Annotated in this window: 25 protein-coding genes and 1 tRNA gene; 13 read left to right on the top strand and 13 right to left on the bottom strand. The window is 56.6% G+C overall.

All coding sequences use genetic code 11. The features are described from left to right. The first annotated feature begins 109 nt into the window (after positions 1-109). A complete protein-coding gene (locus ACOZK9_RS06350) occupies positions 110-856 on the top strand; it encodes a 3-oxoacyl-ACP reductase family protein (RefSeq protein ID WP_421555463.1) in 747 nt (248 codons plus the stop codon). A 44-nt stretch (positions 857-900) separates the two neighbouring features. Here ACOZK9_RS06350 and ACOZK9_RS06345 read toward each other — a convergent pair whose 3' ends face one another. After that, positions 901-1,590, bottom strand: a complete 690-nt coding sequence (locus ACOZK9_RS06345; RefSeq protein ID WP_058412296.1) for an HAD-IA family hydrolase — start codon at positions 1,588-1,590, stop codon at positions 901-903. Positions 1,591-1,699: 109 nt separating this feature from the next. Here ACOZK9_RS06345 and ACOZK9_RS06340 point away from each other — a divergent pair, with 109 nt between their 5' ends. The 7 genes from ACOZK9_RS06340 to ACOZK9_RS06310 all read left to right on the top strand — a co-directional run bounded on the left by ACOZK9_RS06340 (position 1,700) and on the right by ACOZK9_RS06310 (position 6,050). After that, entirely contained in the window at positions 1,700-2,056 is a 357-nt protein-coding gene (locus ACOZK9_RS06340; RefSeq protein ID WP_122249716.1) for a DUF2784 domain-containing protein, read from the top strand. Positions 2,057-2,126: 70 nt separating this feature from the next. Further along, the gene (locus ACOZK9_RS06335) at positions 2,127-2,705 is read left to right on the top strand and encodes a DUF4337 domain-containing protein (RefSeq protein ID WP_058412298.1); all 579 of its coding nucleotides are present in this window, start codon (positions 2,127-2,129) and stop codon (positions 2,703-2,705) included. A gap of 165 nt (positions 2,706-2,870) precedes the next feature. After that, complete coding sequence (locus ACOZK9_RS06330) at positions 2,871-3,530, top strand: M24 family metallopeptidase (protein ID WP_172979618.1); 660 nt, start codon at positions 2,871-2,873, stop codon at positions 3,528-3,530. Between the two features lie 17 nt (positions 3,531-3,547). Further along, a complete protein-coding gene (locus ACOZK9_RS06325) occupies positions 3,548-3,901 on the top strand; it encodes a gamma-glutamylcyclotransferase family protein (protein ID WP_122249715.1) in 354 nt (117 codons plus the stop codon). 101 nt (positions 3,902-4,002) lie between these two features. Next, positions 4,003-4,338 carry a hypothetical protein gene (locus tag ACOZK9_RS06320; protein WP_058412301.1) on the top strand — a complete coding sequence of 112 codons (336 nt, stop codon included), beginning with the start codon at positions 4,003-4,005 and terminating at the stop codon, positions 4,336-4,338. 68 nt (positions 4,339-4,406) lie between these two features. After that, on the top strand, positions 4,407-5,447 hold the full coding sequence (locus ACOZK9_RS06315) for a DMT family transporter (protein WP_152748836.1): 1,041 nt from the start codon (positions 4,407-4,409) through the stop codon (positions 5,445-5,447). 333 nt (positions 5,448-5,780) lie between these two features. Continuing rightward, on the top strand, positions 5,781-6,050 hold the full coding sequence (locus ACOZK9_RS06310; RefSeq protein ID WP_058412304.1) for a hypothetical protein: 270 nt from the start codon (positions 5,781-5,783) through the stop codon (positions 6,048-6,050). Positions 6,051-6,217: 167 nt separating this feature from the next. Here ACOZK9_RS06310 and ACOZK9_RS06305 read toward each other — a convergent pair whose 3' ends face one another. Beyond that, positions 6,218-6,457, bottom strand: a complete 240-nt coding sequence (locus ACOZK9_RS06305; RefSeq protein ID WP_058412305.1) for a hypothetical protein — start codon at positions 6,455-6,457, stop codon at positions 6,218-6,220. A gap of 256 nt (positions 6,458-6,713) precedes the next feature. Between ACOZK9_RS06305 and ACOZK9_RS06300 the strand changes: the two genes are divergently transcribed. Next, positions 6,714-7,877 carry an Arm DNA-binding domain-containing protein gene (locus ACOZK9_RS06300; RefSeq protein ID WP_421555462.1) on the top strand — a complete coding sequence of 388 codons (1,164 nt, stop codon included), beginning with the start codon at positions 6,714-6,716 and terminating at the stop codon, positions 7,875-7,877. Positions 7,878-7,990: 113 nt separating this feature from the next. Here the strand turns inward: ACOZK9_RS06300 and ACOZK9_RS06295 are convergent, their stop codons facing one another. Both ACOZK9_RS06295 and ACOZK9_RS06290 read right to left on the bottom strand, forming a co-directional pair. Then, on the bottom strand, positions 7,991-9,694 hold the full coding sequence (locus tag ACOZK9_RS06295; RefSeq protein ID WP_421555461.1) for an ATP-dependent nuclease: 1,704 nt from the start codon (positions 9,692-9,694) through the stop codon (positions 7,991-7,993). A gap of 543 nt (positions 9,695-10,237) precedes the next feature. After that, positions 10,238-10,327: transfer RNA gene (locus ACOZK9_RS06290), tRNA-Ser, on the bottom strand. 336 nt (positions 10,328-10,663) lie between these two features. On the opposite strand from ACOZK9_RS06290, the gene ACOZK9_RS06285 reads away from it, so the two are divergent. From ACOZK9_RS06285 to ACOZK9_RS06275, 3 genes are all read left to right on the top strand, one after another. Further along, the gene (locus ACOZK9_RS06285) at positions 10,664-11,356 is read left to right on the top strand and encodes a crotonase/enoyl-CoA hydratase family protein (RefSeq protein ID WP_421555460.1); all 693 of its coding nucleotides are present in this window, start codon (positions 10,664-10,666) and stop codon (positions 11,354-11,356) included. Between the two features lie 214 nt (positions 11,357-11,570). Then, on the top strand, positions 11,571-12,293 hold the full coding sequence (locus ACOZK9_RS06280) for a lysophospholipid acyltransferase family protein (protein WP_058412308.1): 723 nt from the start codon (positions 11,571-11,573) through the stop codon (positions 12,291-12,293). Positions 12,294-12,393: 100 nt separating this feature from the next. After that, on the top strand, positions 12,394-13,365 hold the full coding sequence (locus ACOZK9_RS06275; protein WP_421555459.1) for a magnesium and cobalt transport protein CorA: 972 nt from the start codon (positions 12,394-12,396) through the stop codon (positions 13,363-13,365). On the opposite strand, the gene ACOZK9_RS06270 is transcribed toward ACOZK9_RS06275, so the two are convergent. Next, positions 13,343-14,086 (bottom strand): amidotransferase, encoded by a 744-nt coding sequence (locus ACOZK9_RS06270; protein WP_421555458.1) that lies wholly within the window; start codon positions 14,084-14,086, stop codon positions 13,343-13,345. The genes ACOZK9_RS06275 and ACOZK9_RS06270 overlap by 23 nt on opposite strands. A 712-nt stretch (positions 14,087-14,798) precedes the next feature. On the opposite strand from ACOZK9_RS06270, the gene ACOZK9_RS06265 reads away from it, so the two are divergent. Then, positions 14,799-15,605 carry a c-type cytochrome gene (locus ACOZK9_RS06265; protein WP_421555457.1) on the top strand — a complete coding sequence of 269 codons (807 nt, stop codon included), beginning with the start codon at positions 14,799-14,801 and terminating at the stop codon, positions 15,603-15,605. Between the two features lie 103 nt (positions 15,606-15,708). On the opposite strand, the gene ACOZK9_RS06260 is transcribed toward ACOZK9_RS06265, so the two are convergent. The 8 genes from ACOZK9_RS06260 to ACOZK9_RS06225 all read right to left on the bottom strand — a co-directional run bounded on the left by ACOZK9_RS06260 (position 15,709) and on the right by ACOZK9_RS06225 (position 21,741). Then, on the bottom strand, positions 15,709-16,512 hold the full coding sequence (locus ACOZK9_RS06260; RefSeq protein WP_421555456.1) for a transglutaminase family protein: 804 nt from the start codon (positions 16,510-16,512) through the stop codon (positions 15,709-15,711). Beyond that, positions 16,509-17,459: an alpha-E domain-containing protein gene (locus tag ACOZK9_RS06255; protein WP_058412312.1), complete on the bottom strand. Its 951-nt coding sequence runs from the start codon at positions 17,457-17,459 to the stop codon at positions 16,509-16,511. Before ACOZK9_RS06255 ends, ACOZK9_RS06260 begins: the two co-directional genes overlap by 4 nt. A 4-nt stretch (positions 17,460-17,463) precedes the next feature. Beyond that, complete coding sequence (locus ACOZK9_RS06250; protein WP_058412313.1) at positions 17,464-18,873, bottom strand: circularly permuted type 2 ATP-grasp protein; 1,410 nt, start codon at positions 18,871-18,873, stop codon at positions 17,464-17,466. 420 nt (positions 18,874-19,293) lie between these two features. Then, on the bottom strand, positions 19,294-19,635 hold the full coding sequence (locus tag ACOZK9_RS06245; RefSeq protein ID WP_003193463.1) for a ribonuclease E inhibitor RraB: 342 nt from the start codon (positions 19,633-19,635) through the stop codon (positions 19,294-19,296). Positions 19,636-19,848: 213 nt separating this feature from the next. Further along, positions 19,849-20,085, bottom strand: a complete 237-nt coding sequence (locus ACOZK9_RS06240) for a hypothetical protein (RefSeq protein WP_058412314.1) — start codon at positions 20,083-20,085, stop codon at positions 19,849-19,851. Positions 20,086-20,188: 103 nt separating this feature from the next. Beyond that, a complete protein-coding gene (locus ACOZK9_RS06235) occupies positions 20,189-20,794 on the bottom strand; it encodes an START domain-containing protein (protein WP_058412315.1) in 606 nt (201 codons plus the stop codon). Positions 20,795-20,835: 41 nt separating this feature from the next. Next, on the bottom strand, positions 20,836-21,090 hold the full coding sequence (locus ACOZK9_RS06230; protein ID WP_058412316.1) for a YkgJ family cysteine cluster protein: 255 nt from the start codon (positions 21,088-21,090) through the stop codon (positions 20,836-20,838). 159 nt (positions 21,091-21,249) lie between these two features. Next, on the bottom strand, positions 21,250-21,741 hold the full coding sequence (locus ACOZK9_RS06225; protein WP_421555455.1) for a translation initiation factor 2: 492 nt from the start codon (positions 21,739-21,741) through the stop codon (positions 21,250-21,252). Between the last annotated feature and the right edge of the window lie 3 nt (positions 21,742-21,744).

The following is a 21,744-nucleotide window of genomic DNA, read 5'->3' as shown; positions in this document are numbered from 1 at the left end:
CCCCATTCCAAACTTTTGGTTTACACAGACTATAGCAATCACGGTCTACCGGGCTGGGTGGGTGAGGTCAATACTCAATGCCAACCCCGACACACCTTTGGAGATCGACATGACCACGCATAACCTCACCGGCAAAGTCGCCTTGATTCAAGGCGGTTCCCGCGGCATCGGCGCCGCCATCGTGCAGCGCCTCGCCGCGCAGGGTGCAGCCGTTGCCTTCACCTACGTCAGCTCCGCCGCCAAGGCCCTGGACGTGCAAAACAGCGTGATCAGCCAAGGCGGCAAAGCCCTGGCGATTCAGGCCGACAGCGCCGACGCCACAGCGATTCGTGCTGCAGTCAACGCGACCGTAGAAGCGTTCGGGCGCCTGGATATTCTGGTGAACAACGCGGGCGTACTGGCCATCGCGCCGCTGGAAGATTTCAAGCTGGAAGACTTCGACCAAACCCTTGCGATCAATGTGCGCAGCGTGTTTATCGCCACCCAGGAAGCCGCCAAACACATGGGTGAAGGCGGCCGTGTGATCAACATCGGCAGCACCAACGCCGAGCGCATGCCCTTCGGCGGCGGCGGGCCGTATGCGATGAGCAAAGCGGCGCTGGTGGGCCTGACCAAGGGCTTGGCACGCGACCTTGGGCCACGTGGCATCACCATCAATAACGTACAGCCGGGGCCAGTGGACACCGATATGAACCCGGCGAACGGTGAATTCGCACAGACATTGATCGGGTTGATGGCGGTGGGCCGCTATGGGCATGTCGAGGAAATTGCCAGTTTTGTGGCTTACCTCGCAGGGCCGGAAGCGAGCTACATCACCGGGGCCAGCCTGACCATTGATGGCGGTTTTAGCGCCTAGGTTTCAAGCGGCACGGCAACAGGGGGCGCGAGCCCCCTTCCACCTTAGCGCAGGGGCGGCAGGCCGTAGGCTGCGAGATCAAAGTCTGCGAGTTTGCGGATGATCTGGTCGGCGTGGTGGTACTTGCTGTCGGCCATGGCTTCATCCGGCACGGCGATGGCGGTCATGTTGGCGGCCTTCGCGGCGGTTACACCGAACGGCGAATCCTCGAACACCAGGCAATCCTGCGGCGCTACGCCCAGGCGGCGCGCGGCGGTCAGGAAGATGTCCGGCGAGGGCTTGGCGGCGCCGACTTCCGGGTCGTCCGCGGTGACGATGGTGCCGAACAGGCTAAACCACTCGCGGTGCAACGTGGTTTTGTGGCCGAACGAATTGCGCGACGAACTGGTGCCCACGGCGATGGGGATGTTATGCGCCTTCAAGTGGCGTACCAGCGCTTCGGCGCCGGGCATGCCCAACGCCTTGGGGAACCGCTCGCTCATCAACGGCTCACGAATTTTCAGAAACTCAGCCGGCGTGATCGGCAAATCCAGGGCCTTGACCACGTACTCGGCCAAGTCCTGGGCACCACGGCCGATGATGTGCTGCTTAATCCCCCAGTCATAGGTACGACCATAACGTTCGGCGATGATTTGTGTGACTTCGGTGTAGATGCCTTCGGTGTCCAGCAACAACCCGTCCATATCGAAAATCACGGCCTTGATCGGACCGACTGCAGTACGCGGTGCATTCATCACAACAAAACCTTGAGCGGAAGAAAAAAAGGATTCAGCACAATAACGGCCACGCTGACCGGCAAGCAACCCTTTAGACTGTGCGCCTGCCCTTTTGAAGTGCCCTGTGATGCTCTACCGTCTAGCCGCCGACAGCCTGGTGCTGTTTCACTTGAGTTTTATTCTGTTCGTGCTGTTCGGCGGCTTGCTTGCGCTCAAGTGGCGCCCAGTGCTGTGGCTGCACCTACCGGCGGTGGCGTGGGGCATTGCGGTCGAAATGCTCCACCTGCCCTGCCCGCTGACCCGCTGGGAAAACCTCTTTCGCCACCTCGCCGGGCAAGACGGCTATGGCGGCGGGTTTATCGAGCACTACATTCTCGCGCTGATTTATCCCGCTGGGCTGACGCCGAACATTCAATTGATGCTGGGAACGGTGGTGGTGGTGATCAACATCGCCGTGTATGCGCGACTGATCAAAAAAGCCTAGGCCTGGACAGGTTTGAGACAGCTTGGCTGGTGAAGAATCAGTCTCCCTCATTCCGTTCGTAGACGCGCCCATGTCCGAAGCCTTCGAAGTCCCCAGCCCCCACGAAAAACACATCGAACACACCACCGAGCATGCCCACGGCCGGGGCGACAATTTCGCCAGCCGCATTGCTGTGATGACCGCGCTGATGGCCACCCTCGGCGCGATGCTTAGCTACCAGGCCGGCTCCACCGAAAGCGAAGCGGCGATGGACAAAAACAACGCCGCCATCATCAAGACCGAAGCCGCCAACCAGTGGAACTACTACCAGGCCAAATCCAGCCGACAAAACCTGGCGGAGTTGGCCACGCATATTCCGGGGGTTGATGCTGCGCATTACAAGGACGAGATTGAGCGCTACAAGAGCCAGAAAGAACAGGTGCGCCAGCAAGCCGAGAAGCTTGAGGCCACCTCAAAGGCCTGGGATGAGAAATCCGAAGAAGCGCTGCACCAGCATCACCGCTGGGCGCAGGCAATGACCGCGATTCAGATCGCGATTTCGTTGGCGGCAATCACCCTGCTGACACGCAAGGAATGGTTAAAGCGCATGTCATACACCGCCGGCGGCGTTGCCGTGGTGCTCGGCAGCCTGGCGTGGCTGCACCTCTAAGCGCATAACCCTCCCCCGTGGCGAGCGGGCTTGCTCGCCACAACAGCAAAGACCACAAGGGCGCTATTACCTTGACCGCTGTTATCTTCAAGTTGGGCTCTGCCATCGCATCGCTATATAGTAAAAGGCATAACGACCAGCACAGCCTGATTTGAGGACATACCGGTGACTGCACAACCCAAAGAAGCCGTGGGCGCCGCCTACTCCATCGACTCTATGCGTTACGCCCAAGCGATGACCTGGCAAGCCATCGAACAGCTCGCCCAGCGCATCCGCCCCGGCATGCTTGAATCCGAAGCCCGCGAGCTGGGCAAGCAGGTGCTCGCCGACCTCGACATGCAGCGCATCTGGCACCCATTGCTGGTGCGATTCGGCGCCAATACCCTCAAGACCTTCAAGCAACGCTCCGAAGGCGACCCGGTGCTCGGCGAAAACGATATTTTTTTCATCGACATGGGCGCCGTGTGGCAAGGCCACGAAGGTGACGCCGGGGCCACGTTCAGCACCGGCAACGACGCGCAAATGATCGCCTGCGCCAGCGCCGCCAAAGCACTCTTCGACCGCGTACAATCGCGCTGGAAAAACCACCAGCTCGCAGGCCTCGAACTCTACCGCTACGCCGAAGAGCAGGCGCACGCCATGGGCTGGCAACTGAACCTCGACATCAAAGGCCACCGCGTCAGCGACTTCCCGCACGCCATCCATCGCGGCGGCGACCTCGGCCAGTTCGAGCACTGCCCGAATGCCGGGCTGTGGATCCTGGAAATCCAGATCGCCCACCCGAGCAAACCCTACGGCGCCTTCTACGAAGACTTACTCGCCTGACCCATTAAGGACTCCCCATGGAACACTCCACCCAATTTCCTGTGCTGTTGTTTTCCTACGGCACCTTGCAAGACAAAGCCGTACAACTCGCCAACTTCGGCCGCGAACTGGTCGGCCAACACGACGCGATGCTCGGCTATTCGCAAAGCTGGGTAGAAATCACCGACCCCGAGGTGCTCGCCACCAGCGGCAAAACCCACCACCCTATCGTCGCGCCCACCACCGAACCGGCGGCCAGCGTTGAAGGCAAGGTCTTTCAGATCAATCAAGAGGAGCTTGCGGCGGCGGATGCCTACGAAGTGTCGGACTACAAACGCGTGTCGGTGGCGCTGGCGTCGGGGCTGACCGCGTGGGTGTACGTGCAAGCCTGAAGATGAAAATTGCGGGGAAGTGATTTCAATCCGCCAGCGCGGCGATTAGAGTGGCGCGCTTTCGAGAATTGAGTCTCGATTTTTGCCCATGGAGTTACCCCGTGAAGTACGTCAGTAAAGTGGTTGCAGCAGCCGTTCTTGGTTTCACCCTCGCAGGCTGCACCGGCACCGCCATCAAATCCCCGCAGTACGACAGCAGCCAATACACCGTTTTGGGCCACAGTGAAGCCAGCGCCACCGGCATCATGCTGTTCGGGATTATCCCGATCGGCCAAAACAGCCGTTTCGTACGCGCCCAGACTGCAGCCATCAAGGCCAAAGGCGGCGACGCGCTGATCAACACCCAAGTACAGGAAAACTGGTTCTGGGCTTGGGTGCTGAGCGGTTACACCACCAAGATTTCGGGTGACGTAATCAAGCTGAAAACCGCGCAATAAGTGTGAGCTTGCCAGGGCGCTGACCCTGGCAAGCGACGTATCATGGGCCAGACTTTCGAGGACGGCCCATGAACCTCAGTATTCTTTACGCACTCGCCGCCGCCGCCCTGTTCGGCGCCAGCACCCCGCTCGCCAAAAGCCTCGGCCTGGGCCTCTCGCCCGTGCTACTCGCCGGCCTGCTTTACCTCGGCAGCGGCATCGGCCTCGCCTGCGTACGCCTTTTGCGTGACCGCGGCTGGAAACCAACCGGACTGACACCTTCTGAATGGCCCTGGCTGATCGGCGCCATCGCGTTCGGCGGCATCCTCGGGCCGGTCGCGTTGATGTTCGGCCTGACCCGCACCGCTGGCGCGACCGCCTCCCTGATGCTCAACCTTGAATCGGTACTGACCGCCGTAATCGCCTGGCTGGTGTTTAGAGAAAACGCCGACCGGCGAATCGTCCTCGGGATGCTCGCCATCGTGCTCGGCGGCGTGGTGTTGTCGTGGTCCGACGGCGGCGGAACCCACCAGGACTGGACCGGGCCGTTTGCCGTTGCACTGGCGTGTGTGTGCTGGGGGATTGATAACAACCTCACGCGCAAAGTGTCCGCCGGCGACGCGCTGTTTATCGCTGGCGCCAAAGGCTTGATTGCAGGGTTGGTCAATTGCAGTTTGGCGCTGTACCTCGGCGCGCAGATTCCAGGTATGGCGCAGTTGGCGCCTATCCTGTTGGTCGGGTTTCTGGGCTATGGCATCAGCCTGGTCATGTTTGTGCTAGCGTTACGCGGGCTGGGCAGTGCGCGCACGGGGGCGTACTTCTCGACAGCACCGTTCCTCGGTGCGGCAGTGGCGTTGCTGGCGTTCGGCGAGTCGGTGACCGTGGCGTTCTGGATTGCCTCGGCGTTGATGGCCGTGGGCGTGTGGCTGCACCTGACGGAACGCCACGCGCATGAGCATCAACACGAGGCGACGGAGCACGCGCATCGGCATGTGCACGATGAACACCATCAGCATGAGCATGGGTTTGAGTGGGATTCGGCAGAGCCGCATAGCCATGTGCATGTACACAGTGTGATGCGGCATAGCCATGCGCATTATCCGGATGTGCATCATCGGCATCGTCATTGAGGCTGGGAACGCGTCAAACAAGCAGATTTGGGCAACGTCCTACACTCCATTCGGAAGCGTCGGCCTGTCGCTTCAAAATTGCCGAGCCTATAGTCACGCGGTCGCCCACAAGGCGATCGGGTTTGGCGACTCGACGACAATCGACAGAAACGTCTACGCATGTTTGCGGGATGCTTCTGCACGCAATAAGCTGCTCAACGGTAGCTGTGCGCGGGAGACCTTCGGGTCTGCCGGTTTTCCGATTGTCCCGGTTCGCCAACCTGCGTACAGCTGCCACCTTTTGTTTGGCGACAAAGGTGTGGTTGCTATCCTTCGACAGCCGGAGCTCCACATATGAATCAATACATCGCCCTGACCAGCAACGACAGCGCCACCCCTGCCCTTTTTATCGACACCACCGTGCCGCTGGAAATACTCCTCGACGCCGCTACTTGCAGGCTTCGGGCGGTCACCCAAGTCCTTGAGAACCTTGCACTGCGCAGTGAAATAAGTACTGATGCCGTTGTACTCAGCGATTTCGCGTTGCTCTGCTCAGTCCCCCTGCGCGACGGGTGCGACTTGCTCGATGTCATTGCGCGGCGGATGGATATGCCCCGCGAGTGATCTAAAAACCGCACGCTTTCAAAATCCATAAACACAAAACCCCTGATTTCTGCGGAAACCAGGGGTTTGTTCATACGATATTGGGTGGTGATGCGCTGTAAATGAACCTGCCCGTTTGCCCAAGATGATTCGTGGCAAGGACAACCAGCGATTAGAAATGCTGCAGGTCACTCCCTCGCGGCGCGCTCGGCTCGGCCGATGGCATTTGCCACTTCCTCAGCCAGTTCAGCACCTGCGGCAAATACCGCCTCCAGCGTTTGCCGCGCATCGTCGTGTAACCGTTGCATCTCCAGCGGCGGCGTCTCGACGGCATTAGCCTTGGCCAGCGCTGATATGGAGTCATCCCAGGCGTGGCGGGCTAACTGATAGGCATCACTGGCGGGTTTGAGCGGTTTACTGTCGATCATAGGCAAAGTCGTGGTTCCTTTCACGCGTGATTAAAGTCTATGAATAGCCGCGTTTCCAACATGGCTTTCACTTTCAAGCGTAGCAAGGTCAGTGGTGAGATCCTTTAAGAAAATTCTTAAAAATCACTGTTTGATTTGGCCGAATCTACGGGAGCCAGATACAGAGCTTTTCAATAGTGGGGCTTGGCCCGGAAACGGGCCTTTTTGTTTCCGATCGTCAGACTGTCGCTATACGAGTACAGCGTTAGGGGTTTACATGAGTGGGGTCGAAGCTCGCGGGAAATCCGTGAGAATCTATTTTCAATACAACGGGGAAAAATGCCGGGAAGCAATCCCGGGAGGTAATACGCCTGCCATCATGGCCCAGGGAAAGCGCTTGGTCGAAATCATCGAATACGAAATCCAGAACGGCACGTTCGACTATGCTCGGCACTTCCCCAACTCGGCCAAACTGGTCGAAAACACCTTCGGGCACTACCTGGACCTATGGTTAAAGATCAAAGCCAATAGTGTTGCGGCGTCGAGCTATCGGGGTTACGCCAATAAGGCAGAAGTTCATGTGCGGCCGCGCTGGGGAAAGGTTCAGATCCACAACATCGATCACTTGGACCTGCAGGATTGGATTCAGGGAACCCTGTCTAAAACGCTCAAAAACAAAACCATCCGCGACATCATCAGCAACGTACGCCAAGTGTTTAGGTTGTATCGCACCAGGATGAAAGTCGCGCACGACCCAACCGAAGGTTTAATGGTACGCCTGCCAGATCCCGAGGCTCAGGATCCGTTCACCCGGGCGGAAATCAAACAGATCCTAGAAACCCACACCAGCCGCACGCAAGAGCTGCTAATGGTTCAGTTCATGATATGGGCCGGCCCCCGGGTTTCCGAGACCATCGCCTTGGCTTGGGAGGATGTCGACCTCGAGCAAGGCACCGTGACGTTCCGCAGGTCCAAGGTGCGCGGGGCTTACAGGGTGACAAAAACCCGGCGATCAACGCGCAAGGTTCGTCTGCTCGCCCCCGCTTGGGACGCTCTGCAGAAGATTGATGCTTTGAATCGGAATAGGAAGGCGGAAACCGTTGATATCGTCGAGCGGGACAACAAGACGGTGCGGAAACACAAATTACACTTTGTCTTCCTGAATACAAAGAGCCGTCTGCCGCACGCTAACGACTTCGTGGTGCGGGATAGATTCTTCAAGGCACATTTGCTTGAGGCCGGGGTTCGCTATCGTGGACCAGGTCAATGCCGGCACACGTACGCTAGCCAGTTGCTGACCACCGGTGTGGCTTCGATCGACTGGATAGCAGAACAGATGGGACATACCAATGGGAACATAATCCGCCAACATTATGGGATTTGGATCAACGAGGATGGACCCGACGTAGTTGGAATATTACAACTCGCTTTAAAACTCTAGCTGTGGATTTTGCATTCACAATCGGATGATAATGGTCAGAAGAATCATTAATTTTGGATAAGCAGGCTAAGCCTAGATCAGCCCTCTAGAAGCATTACCCGCTTATCCCTCACTTACACTTCTAACAGTATTTTGAATTCATCGGAGGCCAAACCATTCGAAACATTCAATATCTCATTAGGATCTCTGCCCAATACCACTTGTGCATAATTTTTAACCTTTCCCAATAACTCTTTACCTGGGGTGAGCTGTTCACCGTACAGCTCATACCATTGAGCAACGAGTTTACTTATAACATCTATATCCGTACGACCATCTTTGTTCAACCCAAGCTCCGGCCTATCCCTCAAGATAAAATTCGAAAGCTTCCGTTTAGTTTCATCCGCCAGCTCAACTATAAATTCATTATACTTTTTTTCTGCTTCGGGTAGCGGAACACCATACACTTTATGAATATGCAGAGGCGTGCAAAAATAAGATTCCACCTCTTGATACTTAGTCATGAAAAAAATCAGGTCTCGCGCTTCACAGTCGGCAAGTAACTTCAGCACTTCCCTATCGGCATCTATTTTTTGATCCCTGTCTATATGTACAATAACCTTAACTGTCGGGATCTGCTTCCGAACAAAACCCTGAAGTATTTTTGCAAAATCAACTTTGGTACAGCCTTCATATGAATGCAATACAAACTCTTCTTCATTGAGTCCGTTAGCAATCAAAAACTTTTTCAGAAAGTCTTTCTTCTCATCGATCTTATCGACCTTATCTTCCGTCACAATAACGTACTTCAATGCTTTTTTCGCAAACAAATAATCAGCATCCGCCGCGCCAATATCCAATAAAATATTACTACCTTTTACATTTTGAAAAACATTACCATCCTGAAAGTGAACGACATTCGCCTTATCTTCGAGAGCGTCCAATATGTATCTTGAATGGGTTGAAAAAACAATTCTCAGATCGTGATTTTCATCAGCCCTTCTAGCTAGCTCTTTAGCTAGCAGCTTTTGTTTTGTTGGGTGAATATGAGAGTCGGGCTCATCCAACAAAATCACTCTAGGATTGAAATACTCTATATATGCAAATATCTGGATTACCTGAAGCAGTCCTGTACCTACGGAATCCAAAGGCAACTCAAGTTTGCCATCAATTACAAAAACATGAATAAACTCCGACTTATGCTCATCAAACCTTGCAACCACATCAATATCTATATAAATACTATTTACTGAATCCTTAAATGCCCTCCAGCGCTCGCCATCTTTACTAATCGAATATAAAATATTTCTCAGATAGTTATTACTATCCCCACGCGTCGCAGACTTTTTGACCGTAATAGCTACTTCATACTTCTCTTGTGTTGGCACCCCAGCAATCCCTGGAACATATACACAGTAAGGTTTTTCAATATCGCTGAGCTTTTCTCCCAAGTCTTTTCCACTAAGACTAGTCGTAAACCCCCCATTTTTACCTTTTGATATTTTTAGCGTGGAAGCCTTACCATCAGTCAAAACAAACTCAATCCAATTCCTAGCTGTCTTTGTCCGCGACCCCGTCAATCTCTTTCCGTGGTAAAGATACTCAATATTATTGGTTGGAGTATATAGGTATTCACTTGAGTCCAACGACAAGGTTTTAACTCCCTTACCCCAAACGCCACCTTTAAGATTCAATGTTTGGCAACCTGAAATAGCAAACTGAATACCTTGTATAAAGCTACTTTTCCCAGAATTATTCGCACCAATAAAGATATTCAATGGTGCTAAAGTTACGGAGACATCATCAATTTTTTTGAATTTCTTTATTCTAATATCCATATAATCCCAGCTCTTAATGTATTGAAATTGAGTGTGCGCCCAAACGTAGCCGCAATCACTTGTTTGGCGCTACCGGATAAAGTATCCCGCCGCACCTTGATACCCAGATGGAATAACCTGTCCACCATAAACGCACTGAATTCTGACTCGGGGAACGAGGACTCACTTCAAACTCATGCGAGACCTTTTCTTCCGCACTTAAAACCTTGGTGAACACAACTGCACTAGCGACCTCAATGCTCACCTTGGCACCACAGCAGGACAGATAATGCTGTCACGCTCCTACCTCTCGGAAACGCGCCACTGAGGTCAACGACTTTGAACCACTCAGCAAAGCTGGGACAGGTATGCGTGTTGATGGCAAAAGGCTCTTGGGATGCTGGCCAATTGTATGCACAGCGAAGCAGGAATAGGGATACCGCGTTCGTATAAGAGAACCAGCAATCTGTCCCAGATCTGTCCCATCTGGCCATTTTTCAAACGCCAAAAACCACAAACCCCCGACTTTCTCTAGGAAAATCAGGGGTTTGTGTTTACATAATATGGCGGTGAAGGAGAGATTCGAACTCTCGATACAATTTCTTGTATACACACTTTCCAGGCGTGCTCCTTAAGCCACTCGGACACTTCACCGTATCTCGTCAAACCAGTTCAGTCTGTCGAGGCGCGCTAATGTAGTCGAAAGCCTTTCTGATGGCAAAGGTTTTTTTGAGAATTTTCATGCGCTTAGACGGTAATGCAGCTACCCGCTCAGCGAGGGGTGGCGATTATGCCATTCTCGGGCATCGGCGTTAGGCGTTTGGGGCGGCGGCTGCGCCCTGCTCCGGGCCGTCTACCGTTGGGGGTGCGGCGAAAGCCTGACTGGGCAGTCAGTCACGGCGCTTTACCGGGGCGGGCGTGGTGGGTAACGTCTGTGTATGCATGGCTATAAACAGCCTCTTTATAACAAGCCTTACAAGGAACCGCGTCATGAGTGAGTTGATTGCTTACCACCTGGAAGACGGTATCGCGACCCTGACCTTGAGCAACGGCAAGGTGAATGCCATTTCTCCGGCGGTGGTCAGCGAGTTTAATGCGGCGCTGGATCGGGCCGAGCAGGATCGGGCGGTGGTGATCATCACCGGGACGCCGGGCATTCTGTCGGGTGGTTATGATTTGAAGGTGATGACGGCTGGCCCTAAAGAGGCGATCGGGCTGGTGACGTCGGGCTCGACGTTGGCGCGTCGTTTGTTGTCGTACCCGTTTCCGGTGATTGTGGCGTGCCCTGGGCATGCGGTGGCCAAGGGCGCGTTCCTGTTGCTGTCGGCGGATTATCGGATTGGTGTGGAAGGCCCGTTCAGCATTGGCCTGAATGAAGTGGCGATTGGCATGACCATGCACCATGCCGGTATTGAATTGGCACGTGATCGCCTGCGCAAGTCGGCGTTTCATCGGTCGGTGATCAATGCCGAGATGTTTGACCCGCAGGGCGCGTTGGGCGCTGGCTTCCTCGATAAGGTGGTGGCACCGGAGGCGCTACACGCAGCGGCGCTGGAAGCGGCGCGGCAGTTGAAAAAGATCAACATGACCGCTCACAAGCACACCAAATTGAAGGTGCGTAAGGCGCTGTTGGAAGCGTTGGATGATGCAATCATTCAGGATCAGGGCCATATCCTGAGCTGACACCGTTGCATGCGCTGCGCCATAGCCCAACCTTGAGTTGGGCTTTTTCTTACAAAAAAATCCGAAACCTCTTTAGCCGCTCTGGCCGGGTGGTGTTTGCATACGTTGAAACATGTGCTTAAACATCGCCTATCTCCTACGTCTGTAGGGCCAATTGCCGAATACAGTGCACATCCGTACACTGCGCCAACTTTTGTCCCGATGGGCCGTATCGATGCTTTTTTTGTTACGTATGTTGTTGATGAGCCTGCACTTTATGCTTGCTGGTGTGCTGGGCGTGCTGTTAGGGATCTGCCGGCCGTTCAACCCGGACAACAGCCGCCTGTGCGCTCGTTTATACGCAATTCCTGCGATGTGGATGTTGCGTTTAAACGTCAAGGCTGATGTCGACTCCCTGCGTAACAAGCCCGGCCCGTGTGTGATCATCGCCAACCATCAGTCCAATTACGACCTGTTTGTGCTCGGCACCGTGGTGCCTTATCGCACCGTGTGTATCGCCAAAAAAAGCCTGAAATGGGTGCCGTTGTTTGGCCAGTTGTTCTGGCTGGCGGGCAATGTGTTGATCGACCGTGGCAACGCGCACAAGGCACGCCGCGCGATGCTCACCACCACCCATACCTTGCAGCATGAGGACACCTCGATCTGGGTGTTCCCGGAAGGCACACGTAATGTGGGCAAGGGCCTGTTGCCGTTCAAGAAAGGCGCGTTTCATATGGCGATTACGGCCGGCGTTCCGATCGTGCAGGTGTGCGTGAGCAATTACGTGACCCACATGCGGCTTAATCGCTGGAACAGTGGTGATGTGCTCATACGCTCGTTGCCGCCAATTCCTACTGCCGGGCTGACGTCGGATGACGTCCCACGCTTGATGCAGAGTTGCCAGGAGCAGATGAATGAGGCTATCGCAGCGCTGGACCGTGAGCTGAAAACCGACTGATTGGCTCGCCACAAAAAGCGCCCACCTACACGCACCAATGGAACGCCATTCAGGCTAAGCTGCCCAACATTTGTCCTCCCAATCAGAAGCGATCAGCACCATGGGTAGAGTTGTTGCGGCCGCCGTGTACAGCGCCGGTAAGAAAGTTACTGATATTACCCTCGACGAAGGCGCGGCCTGGGCCGCCAAACCCGATCACTTTGTGTGGATCGGCCTTGAAGAGCCCAATGAGCAGGAGCTGAATAACCTGCAACGCCAGTTCAACCTGCATGAATTGGCCATCGAAGACGCGCTGGAAAAGCACAGCCGCCCGAAGCTTGAAACCTTCGGCGATGCGCTGTTTATCGTCACTTACTCACCGGTGCGCGACAACGGCAGACTGGTGTTTATCGAAACGCATATTTTTGCCGGCAAGGGCTACATCATCACCGCCCGCAACGGTCACTCAGCGTCCTACGGCTATGTGCGCCAACGTTGTGAGGCGCGGCCGCTGTTACTGGAACATGGGGAAGATTTCGTACTGTATGCGCTGCTGGATTTTGTCACCGAGAACTACCAGCCGGTCAGCGAGGCGATCCACGCCGAGATTGATGAGCTGGAGCGCAACGTGCTGTGCAATTCGTTGAACGAGCGCGACATTCAGAACCTCCACGGCCTGCGCCGCGACGTGCTGCGCTTGCGCCGGTATGTGGCGCCGATGGTGGAGATCAGCGAGGAACTGCAGAAACTGAGTTTCCCGTTTATCGACAAGAACATGCGCCCGTATTTTCGCGATGTGCAGATCCACGTCACGCGGCAAATGGAAGACCTGGCCACGTTGCGCGATATTGCCAGCGAAACCATCGAGATCGGTGTGTTACTGGAGGCTTCGCGGCAGAGCGTGGTGCAACGCAAGTTCGCCGCGTGGGCGGCAATCCTGGCGTTCCCCACGGCGGTGGCGGGTATTTACGGGATGAATTTTCAGAACATGCCCGAGCTGCAATGGCACTACGGCTATTTTGCAGTGCTCGGGTTTATTGGCGTGGGCTGCACCAGTTTGTGGGCCAGCTTCAAGCGTTCGGGCTGGCTTTAGCCGCCGCGCGTGGCGTGTGCGCGACAAAGCGCATCATCCATTCCGCCACGGTGGCGCCGTGGTGGTCGCGCGCCAGGCTGGCAACACCATTGGTGTAGACCTTTTCGCCCAGCGTTGTCTGAAGAATCTCCAGCAGTTCGCGCGAATAGTCGTGGATGAATTCCGGGTGGCCCTGAAAGCACAGCACTTGGTCTTCGATGTGGTACGCGGCAAATGGGCAAAAATCGCTGGAGGCGATCACCGTGGCATTTTCCGGCAGGCTGGTCACTTGGTCTTGGTGGCTGATCAGCAGGGTCAGTTCTTCCACCACCGGGCTCATCCAGGGTGCCTTGGCGTTGAGCTTATAGTCGTGAATGCCCATGCCCCAGCCCTTGCTCGCGCGTTCGGTTTTACCGCCCAGCAGCAGCGCCAATAATTGGTGGCCGAAACAGATGCCCAGCAACTTGTCACCGCGTGCATAGCGGTCGAGTACGTAGGTCTTGAGGGTCTGGATCCACGGGTCGGTGCCGAAAGAATCGGCCTTGCTGCCGGTGATCAGGTACGCATCAAACACTTCATCATCCGACGGGTATTCGCCCTGCACCACGTTGTAGATGACAAATTCGGCGGCAATCGGCTGCTTGGAGAACAGGCTTTTGAACATCTGCCCATACCCTTGGTATTGATCGATCAAGCCTGGACGCAGGATATCGGTTTCCAGGATACAGACGCGTAGCGACATAAAATACCTGACACAGTGGTTGGAATAATGAACAGCTCAGAGCCTGCCTTGAAATACCCTGCCAACGCAACCCCGGCGGATGCACTTTGCAAACGGCGCCACGGCCCGATTGACACGGTTTCATTGGCGAAGGCGCTGGTTGCTGTTGACCTGATCACTCGGACGAACGGTAGGCAGCCACCGGAAACCGCTGATTAATCGTTTTAGCTGTCTAGCCGAGGCATTGGCGGCAATGTGGCGATAGGCCTCATGCATTTTTTAGCGAAAAAACTTACCCGTTGATACGAAATGGATCTAAGGCGCGGAGAACGAGGGCTCTAAGGTTCAATCAGTAAGGAAGTTGCTGCCGGGTTTTGCCGGAGTAGCTGTAAGAAAAGTGCAACGCCATATCGCGATACTGGAATTCTCCGACACGCGTTTGACGCTCAGGAATAACAACAAAAGGCAGTCAGCCATGTTCAAACATTCGAAAGTACGTCAGGCGGGACTTATTCTCTTCGCCACCACACTGATTCTGATCTTGCCCAACTTAACCAAAATAATTGGTTAACGGCCCGCCCCTCACATTCCGTGCACACCGTGCACCGGGACTGCAGCTTTTGGTAGCACCTGCCGGGACATTGCGAATAGCGGTCCTGTTGCAGGGGCTGCCTTTTTACGTATAAATTTCGGCTGGCATTCGCCTCATCGCCACGTCGAAAGGGCCGCCCTCTTGAAACTGATCCTCGCCTTGTTCGCCGCCCTGCTGGCCCTGCCCGCTTGGGCCGCGCAATTGACCATTGAGCTGGACCACACCAGCAAGACCTGGCAAACCGCTGACCTGCTCACGCACCCGGATGTGCAAACGGTGCAGATCACCGATGACGTTTCCTACAAGCGCAATATGACGTATCGCGCAGTGCCGTTGGCGGCGCTGTTACCGGGCCTGACGCCTGCCAATCATCTGCAGGCCATGGCAACCGACGGTTTTGCGGCAGAACTGACGGCTGAGCCGCTGCTGCAAACGCACGGCGCGCGTGCCTGGTTGGCGGTGGAAGACCCGGCAAACCCATGGCCGGCACTGGCGGAGGGCAAGCCGAGTGCCGGGCCGTTCTATCTGGTGTGGACCGATCCGCAGGCTGGCAGAATCGGCCCGGAACAGTGGCCGTTCCAGATCGCGGGGATCAAGCAATTGAAGACGGTGGCAGAGCGCTTTCCGGCGTTGCTGCCGGACCCGACGTTGGCCGCGAATGATCCGGTCAACCAGGGGTTTTTGGTGTTCCAGAAAAACTGCCTGGCGTGCCACCGCCTGAATGGTGCGGGTGATGCGCACGTGGGGCCGGACCTGAATATTCCCTATAACCCCACGGAGTATTTCAGTGGCGACTTTCTCGAGCGCTATATCCGCGACCCGCAAAGCCTGCGGCAGTGGCCACAGGCGAAAATGCCGGCGTTCGCAGCCAGCGTGCTGCCTGATGGTGAGCTGGATTTGTTGCTGGGGTATTTGAAGCACATGGCGGGGCGCAAGCAACAGCCTTGAAAGGTTCTAGTCTGTGGCGAGCGGGCTTGCTCGCCACAAAAAGCCTGATTTTCACACCACGTCAGGGCTTCACAGCAAGCCGGCTGCCCACGGCACCCGCGCCCTACTGCTGCTGCACTGATACCACCGGCGTCGGCGCTACGAACACCTTTGCGTGCATCTGTTCATGCCCGCCGCCACGGCGCATGCCGCGTACCGGGCACGCATCCAGATAATCCAGGCCCACCGCCAGTTTCAGATGCCGTTCCGGCCGGGCCAGTTGGTTGGTCACGTCAAAGCTGTACCAGGCGTCATCCAACCAGGCTTCGGCCCAGGCGTGGCTGGCCAGATGGGTGCTGTCTTCGGTGTACAAATACCCCGACACATACCGCGCAGGAATGCCCAAGCTGCGCGCGCACGCCAAAAACGCATGGGTGTGGTCCTGGCACACGCCTGCACGCCCGGCGAAGGCCTTGGCGGCGCAGGTGTCCACTTCGGTGGCGCCGGGCGTGTAGACCATCGATTGGTTGAGCGCATGCATCAAGTCGATCAACGCGGTGCGGTCGCGACGTTGATGGCAGTGCTGCGCGGCGAAGCGTCGCAGGGCCTCGTCGGGCTCGGTCAGGCGGGTGCTGCGCAGGAACGGGAACGCCGACTGGCTTTCGTGTTCGGCCTCGCGCAACTCATCAATATCCACTTGGCCACGCGCGCCGATGATGATCGCATCGTGGGGTTCGTCCAGGGTCAGCACATGCAGGATGTTGCCGAACGGGTCGACCTGCGCGCGCACCGGGCGCGGCAGGTCGAGCTGCCAACTGATGACTTGCTGGCGCTCGCTGTCGTGGGGCGTGAGGCGCAGGTATTGAATGCTCGCGCGCACCTTGTCTTCGTAGTGGTAGGTGGTTTCGTGGCTGATGGAGAGTCTCATGCGGCCTCCAGGTAGGAACTGTAGATGGCGTCGCCCAACTGGCGGACCAAGGGGATGAAGTCGGTCAGCCAGGCGTGCAGGCCTTCCTCGAGGATTTCGTCGATGGCGGTAAAGCGCAGGCGTGCGTCCATCTCGGCGGCCAGGCGCTGCGCCGGGCGGCCGTTGAGGCCGGGCAGGCTGGCGAGGATCTGGTCAATCTCCTCGCTGCACGCGCGCAGCGAGCGTGGCACATCGGCGCGCAATAGCAGTAGTTCCGCCACTTGCCGGGCGCCGGGGGCGTCGCGATAAATCTCGGTGTAGGCCTCGAACGAGGACAACGCGCGCAGCAACGCGCTCCACTGGTAGTAGGCGTGGGCGGTGCCATCGGTGACGGCTGCGGCTTGGTCGCCAGCCATTTCGTAGCGCGCGTCGAGCAGGCGCAGGGTGTTGTCGGCGCGCTCGATAAACGTGCCCAAACGGATAAAACGGAAGGCATCGTTACGCATGATGGTGCCGTAGGTGGCGCCCCGGAACAGGTGCGAACGCTCCTTGACCCACTCACAGAAGCGGCTCATGCCATAACGGCTAAGCCCTTGCTGGGCGATCTCGCGAATATCCAGCCAGGTGGCGTTGATGTTTTCCCACATGTCGGCGGTGATTCGCCCACGCACCGCATGCGCGCTGGCCCGCGCGGCGCCGAGGCAACTGTAGATGCTGGCCGGGTTGGCCGCGTCCAGCGCAAAAAAATGCAGCAGGCGTTCGGCATGCAGTTCACCGTGACGCGCGTGGTAATCCTCCAGCGTGCCGGTGATCAACAGCGGCATGGCCAATTCATGCAGGCCATCACCGCGCCCATCCTGGGGCATCAGCGACAGCGAATAGCTGACATCGAGCATGCGCGCGAGGTTTTCCGCGCGCTCCAGGTAGCGCGACATCCAGTACAAATCCGAGGCAGTTCTACTCAACATGTCATCAGTCCTCGACCACCCAGGTGTCTTTGGTGCCGCCGCCCTGGGACGAGTTGACCACCAGCGAACCTTCGCGCAGAGCCACGCGGGTCAAGCCGCCAGGCACCACACGGGTTTCCTTGCCGGACAAGACGAACGGGCGCAGGTCGATGTGGCGCGGCGCAATGCCGTTTTCGACAAAGGTTGGGCAGGTGGATAAACACAGGGTCGGCTGCGCGATATAGGCATGCGGCTTGGCCTTGATGCGGGCGCGGAAGGCTTCGATTTCGGCCTTTGAAGACGCAGGCCCCACCAGCATGCCGTAGCCGCCGGAGCCTTGGGTTTCCTTGACCACCAGGTCTGGCAGGTTGGCCAGCACGTGGGACAATTCGTCGGGCTTACGGCATTGAAACGTCGGAACGTTCTTCAGGATCGGCTCTTCGTCCAGGTAAAAACGGATCATCTCGGTGACGAACGGGTACACCGACTTGTCGTCCGCAACCCCGGTGCCAATCGCATTGGCCAGCACCACATTGCCGCAGCGATACGCCGCGAGCAGGCCGGGCACGCCGAGCATGGAATCCGGGTTGAACGCCAGTGGGTCGAGGAACGCATCGTCGAGGCGACGGTAGATCACGTCCACCGCTTTGGGGCCGTCAGTGGTGCGCATGAACACGCGGTCATCGCGCACGAACAGGTCGGCGCCTTCCACCAGTTCCACACCCATTTCGCGGGCCAGAAACGCGTGTTCGAAAAACGCGCTGTTGAAACGCCCCGGCGTCAGCACCACCACGCTGGGGTTATCCAGCGGGCTGGAGCTTTTCAGGGTGTCGAGCAGCAGGTTGGGGTAGTGGTCGATCGGCGCAATGCGCTGGGCGGCGAACAGTTCGGGGAACAGCCGCATCATCATCTTGCGGTCTTCAAGCATGTAGCTGACGCCGCTCGGTGTACGCAGGTTGTCTTCGAGCACGTAGTAGGTGCCGTCACCATCACGTACCAGATCGACCCCAGAGACGTGGGAATACAGGCCGCGGTGCAGGTTCAAGCCCTGCATTGCCAATTGGTATTGCTCGTTGGCCAACACCTGTTCGGCAGGAATGATCCCGGCCTTGATGATGCGTTGATCGTGGTACAGGTCAGCGAGAAACAGGTTCAGCGCCTTGACCCGTTGAATACAGCCACGTTCGACCACCCGCCACTCACTCGCCGGAATGCTGCGCGGGATGGTGTCGAAGGGAATCAGGCGTTCGGTGCCCTGCTCGTCCCCGTAGAGGGTGAAGGTGATGCCTGCGCGGTGGAACAGTAAATCGGCCTCACGCCGACGCTGTGCCAGCAGTTCGGGTGGGGTTTCGGCCAACCAGCGGGCGAACTCGCGGTAGTGAGGCCGAACCTGGCCTGCCCCGTCGTACATTTCATCGTAATAAGTGCGGATCATGCCGTACTCCTTGTCACCCGGACGCAAGAACCATCGCAAGGCCCGTGCCAGCGGCATAAACACTTAAAAATCAGTTAGTTGAATTACCACCGGGATCTGCTCGCACCGTCCTGGTGCGCAGAATGCCCGCCCTTGCGCCGCGCGCTTCATTGCAATGCGAGCTTTGGCTATCAACAGCATAGTCAGAGTTGATTTCACTGCGCGACGACCCTTGCGGATAATCACCACCATCTGCTGAACAGGACGCGTCCTGAGGCTTCAGCGCAACGCTCTTCCCTTTCAGCCACCCTCTTTGGGTGGCTTTTTTTTGGTGCAGAAAATGGCACCGCAAGTTCCGAATATTTTTGCTACGCCAGACACAAAATCGGCCGACCCGAAGGTCAGCCGATACGCTGCGGTTTTCATACAACATGCGTTGAATTACATGGGTAACCCACGCACCTCTTGCTTGACGCCCCATCCTTCGATAATCCCGCCCAGCGGTTCGACCACCGCTTCAAAATCTTGCTCGAAGTCTCCTATGCCGTCGTAGGTTGCGAACATGATTTTGCTCAGTTCCAGGTACCAGGCGCCATCATCGCGCGCGCTGACCTGGGCGTTCAGGGACTCTCCACGAAATCGACCCGCAGCCCTGCGCGCCCGTTCCTCATCCGGGAAAATGGCGTAGAACTCGATGGGGTGAAAACGTGAGAAGTCGAAGCCGCCCTCTTTCATGCGGCGCAGAACGTTGGTGCTGATGTCTTCTTGATAGGCTGTGCTCATGAAACGTCCTCCTCAAACTGATGGATAGACTTTCCGTGCTTCCCGAAGCCCGCGCCCTACTGGCGCGGGTGCGACGGCAATGACATCACCGCTGGAAAACAAGCATGTAGCTGACAAGACCAAACCTTAGCGAATCACTCGCTGATCTCAATTGCAGAGTAGCGTGAACCTGGCACCTCCACCAGAGGCGCTTGAACGGCAAACAGGGAATGTTCAGGCGGCAGGTGAGATGTCGAGGATCTGAATACTGTTCTGGTCTTTAAGAATCTTGACCGTAGGCTCGGGTTTACGGCCTTCCAGGTCATTGAGGTCCAGCTCCGCAGCCACCGGAACCAGCTTGTTGCGAATCATGTGCGCCGCATCTTCGAGGGTTGGCTTTTGATCGCAGGTGAACTGCTCTACGGACTGTACGCCGTGATCATCAACGAAGGTAATCTGCCACTTTTGCATCGGTGCCTCCTCGATAAAACCCGTGTTTGGGCTCACAACTATCTGGACCTTGAGGGTTTGGCAAACGTTCCACTCACGTCAGGAGGCACCTGATTAATGCGACTTATTTTTCAGCGTGTTGCTTCAAGGCTTTCAGCGTGTTGAACGGTGCGTCCACCACAAACTTGTTGGCCAGCCACGACGGCACGCTGCCACCTGGCTCGGTGTGCACCTGATAGGTCACTTCGGTCTGGTTGTCGCCTTTGGGCACCAGCTTCCAAAAACCCTCTACCTGGGCAACACGCACGTAACCTTTAACCTCTGGCTGGTAGGTCGGCACTTCGAGCAATGTGCGCGTGATGCTGCCATCGGCGCCCTTGGAGGTGGTGATCTCAAGGATCGAGTCGCGGTCGGTCACCGGGAACGGTGCCTTGAACTGGGTGTAGGTCCAGCTCTTGTCGCCTTCGGTCTTGAGCAGTTTTTGCGACTTGCATTCGTGGATCCAGGAGCAGGCAGCGGCCACGTCTTCCTGCAGGGCCTGGATCTTTGCAATTGGTGCCTTGATCACGGTCACACCGCGATACGCTTTGTACTTGGAGCCGGCAATTTCGCTCAAGGACACTTTGATACCGTCTTCGTCCTTGGCGACTTGCCAATCTTCAGCCTGGGCGGTGGCGGCGAACAACAGCGTAAAACCGCACAGCACAGCCATTCGTTTCAGCGAACCCATTGTTGTATTCCTTATTGTTGAAGTTCCGATAATAAAGCCCATCAAGCCGCCGTCATCTGCTCCCACCAGCCGATCAACCGGATCGCATCGGGCTGATCGGTGCCGCAGACCTCAATGTCGGCCTTGAAATCACTGCACACCGCTGGCCGCTCCGGTTGCCCGAAAAGCTGGCATAGCTGTTCGACCGACAAGTGCAGGCAGCGTTCGCCCGCAGGTTTGCCCATGGGCATTCCCGGTAATGGCGAACTGATAGAGGGGGCAATGCAGCAAGCGCCACAGCCTTCACGGCATTTCATGACCAGCAGGTCCTCGACGACTCAATAGGATGGCGGGGCTAGAGTACGCCCTAAAACAGCCGTTTTAAAATGGTCCAACAGGGGTTTTTCGCAAAAACCAAGGTGACTGACCAGTCTCCGACAGAGGGTCAGTGGCAGGCGTCACGTTTAGCCGGAAGTTTATTGCTTGAATTCGAAATCCAGCGCAGCGCCTTCCACATCACGGCGCTCATCGCTGCGCAATTGCAGCTTCATCTCGTTGCTCAACAAGCGCCCATTGATCTGGAACGCGCCGTTGTCGGAGGGCTTCTCGGCGAACATCGGCGGCAGCAATGGCACGCTTTTGGGTTTGGGCATGGTGCCGATGGGTTGCAAATGCTTGACCATATCCGACGGCAGGGACAGGTCCAACTGGGCCGGTGGCAGCTTGGTCTTGGCCACTTCATGCGCCGACTTGGACTTGCTTGCTATCGGCTTGCGCTTTTTAACCGCAGTGGCTTTCTTTTTGGTCTCGGGCGCCTTTTTGGCCGGTGCGGGTTTCTTCGCGGGGGCCTTCTGCCCGGCACTCGCGGCAGGCTTGCTTTCAGTCACGGCAGCGGCCGCCAGCACCGTACCGACGTTACACAGGCTTAGTAAACCAACCACCACAGCAGCGCGAAAAATTGAGGTCATAGT

Origin of the sequence: Pseudomonas kitaguniensis (assembly GCF_049199985.1) — a bacterium.
GTDB classification, from domain to species: domain Bacteria; phylum Pseudomonadota; class Gammaproteobacteria; order Pseudomonadales; family Pseudomonadaceae; genus Aquipseudomonas; species Aquipseudomonas kitaguniensis.
This window is presented reverse-complemented; position numbering and strand designations above follow the sequence as displayed.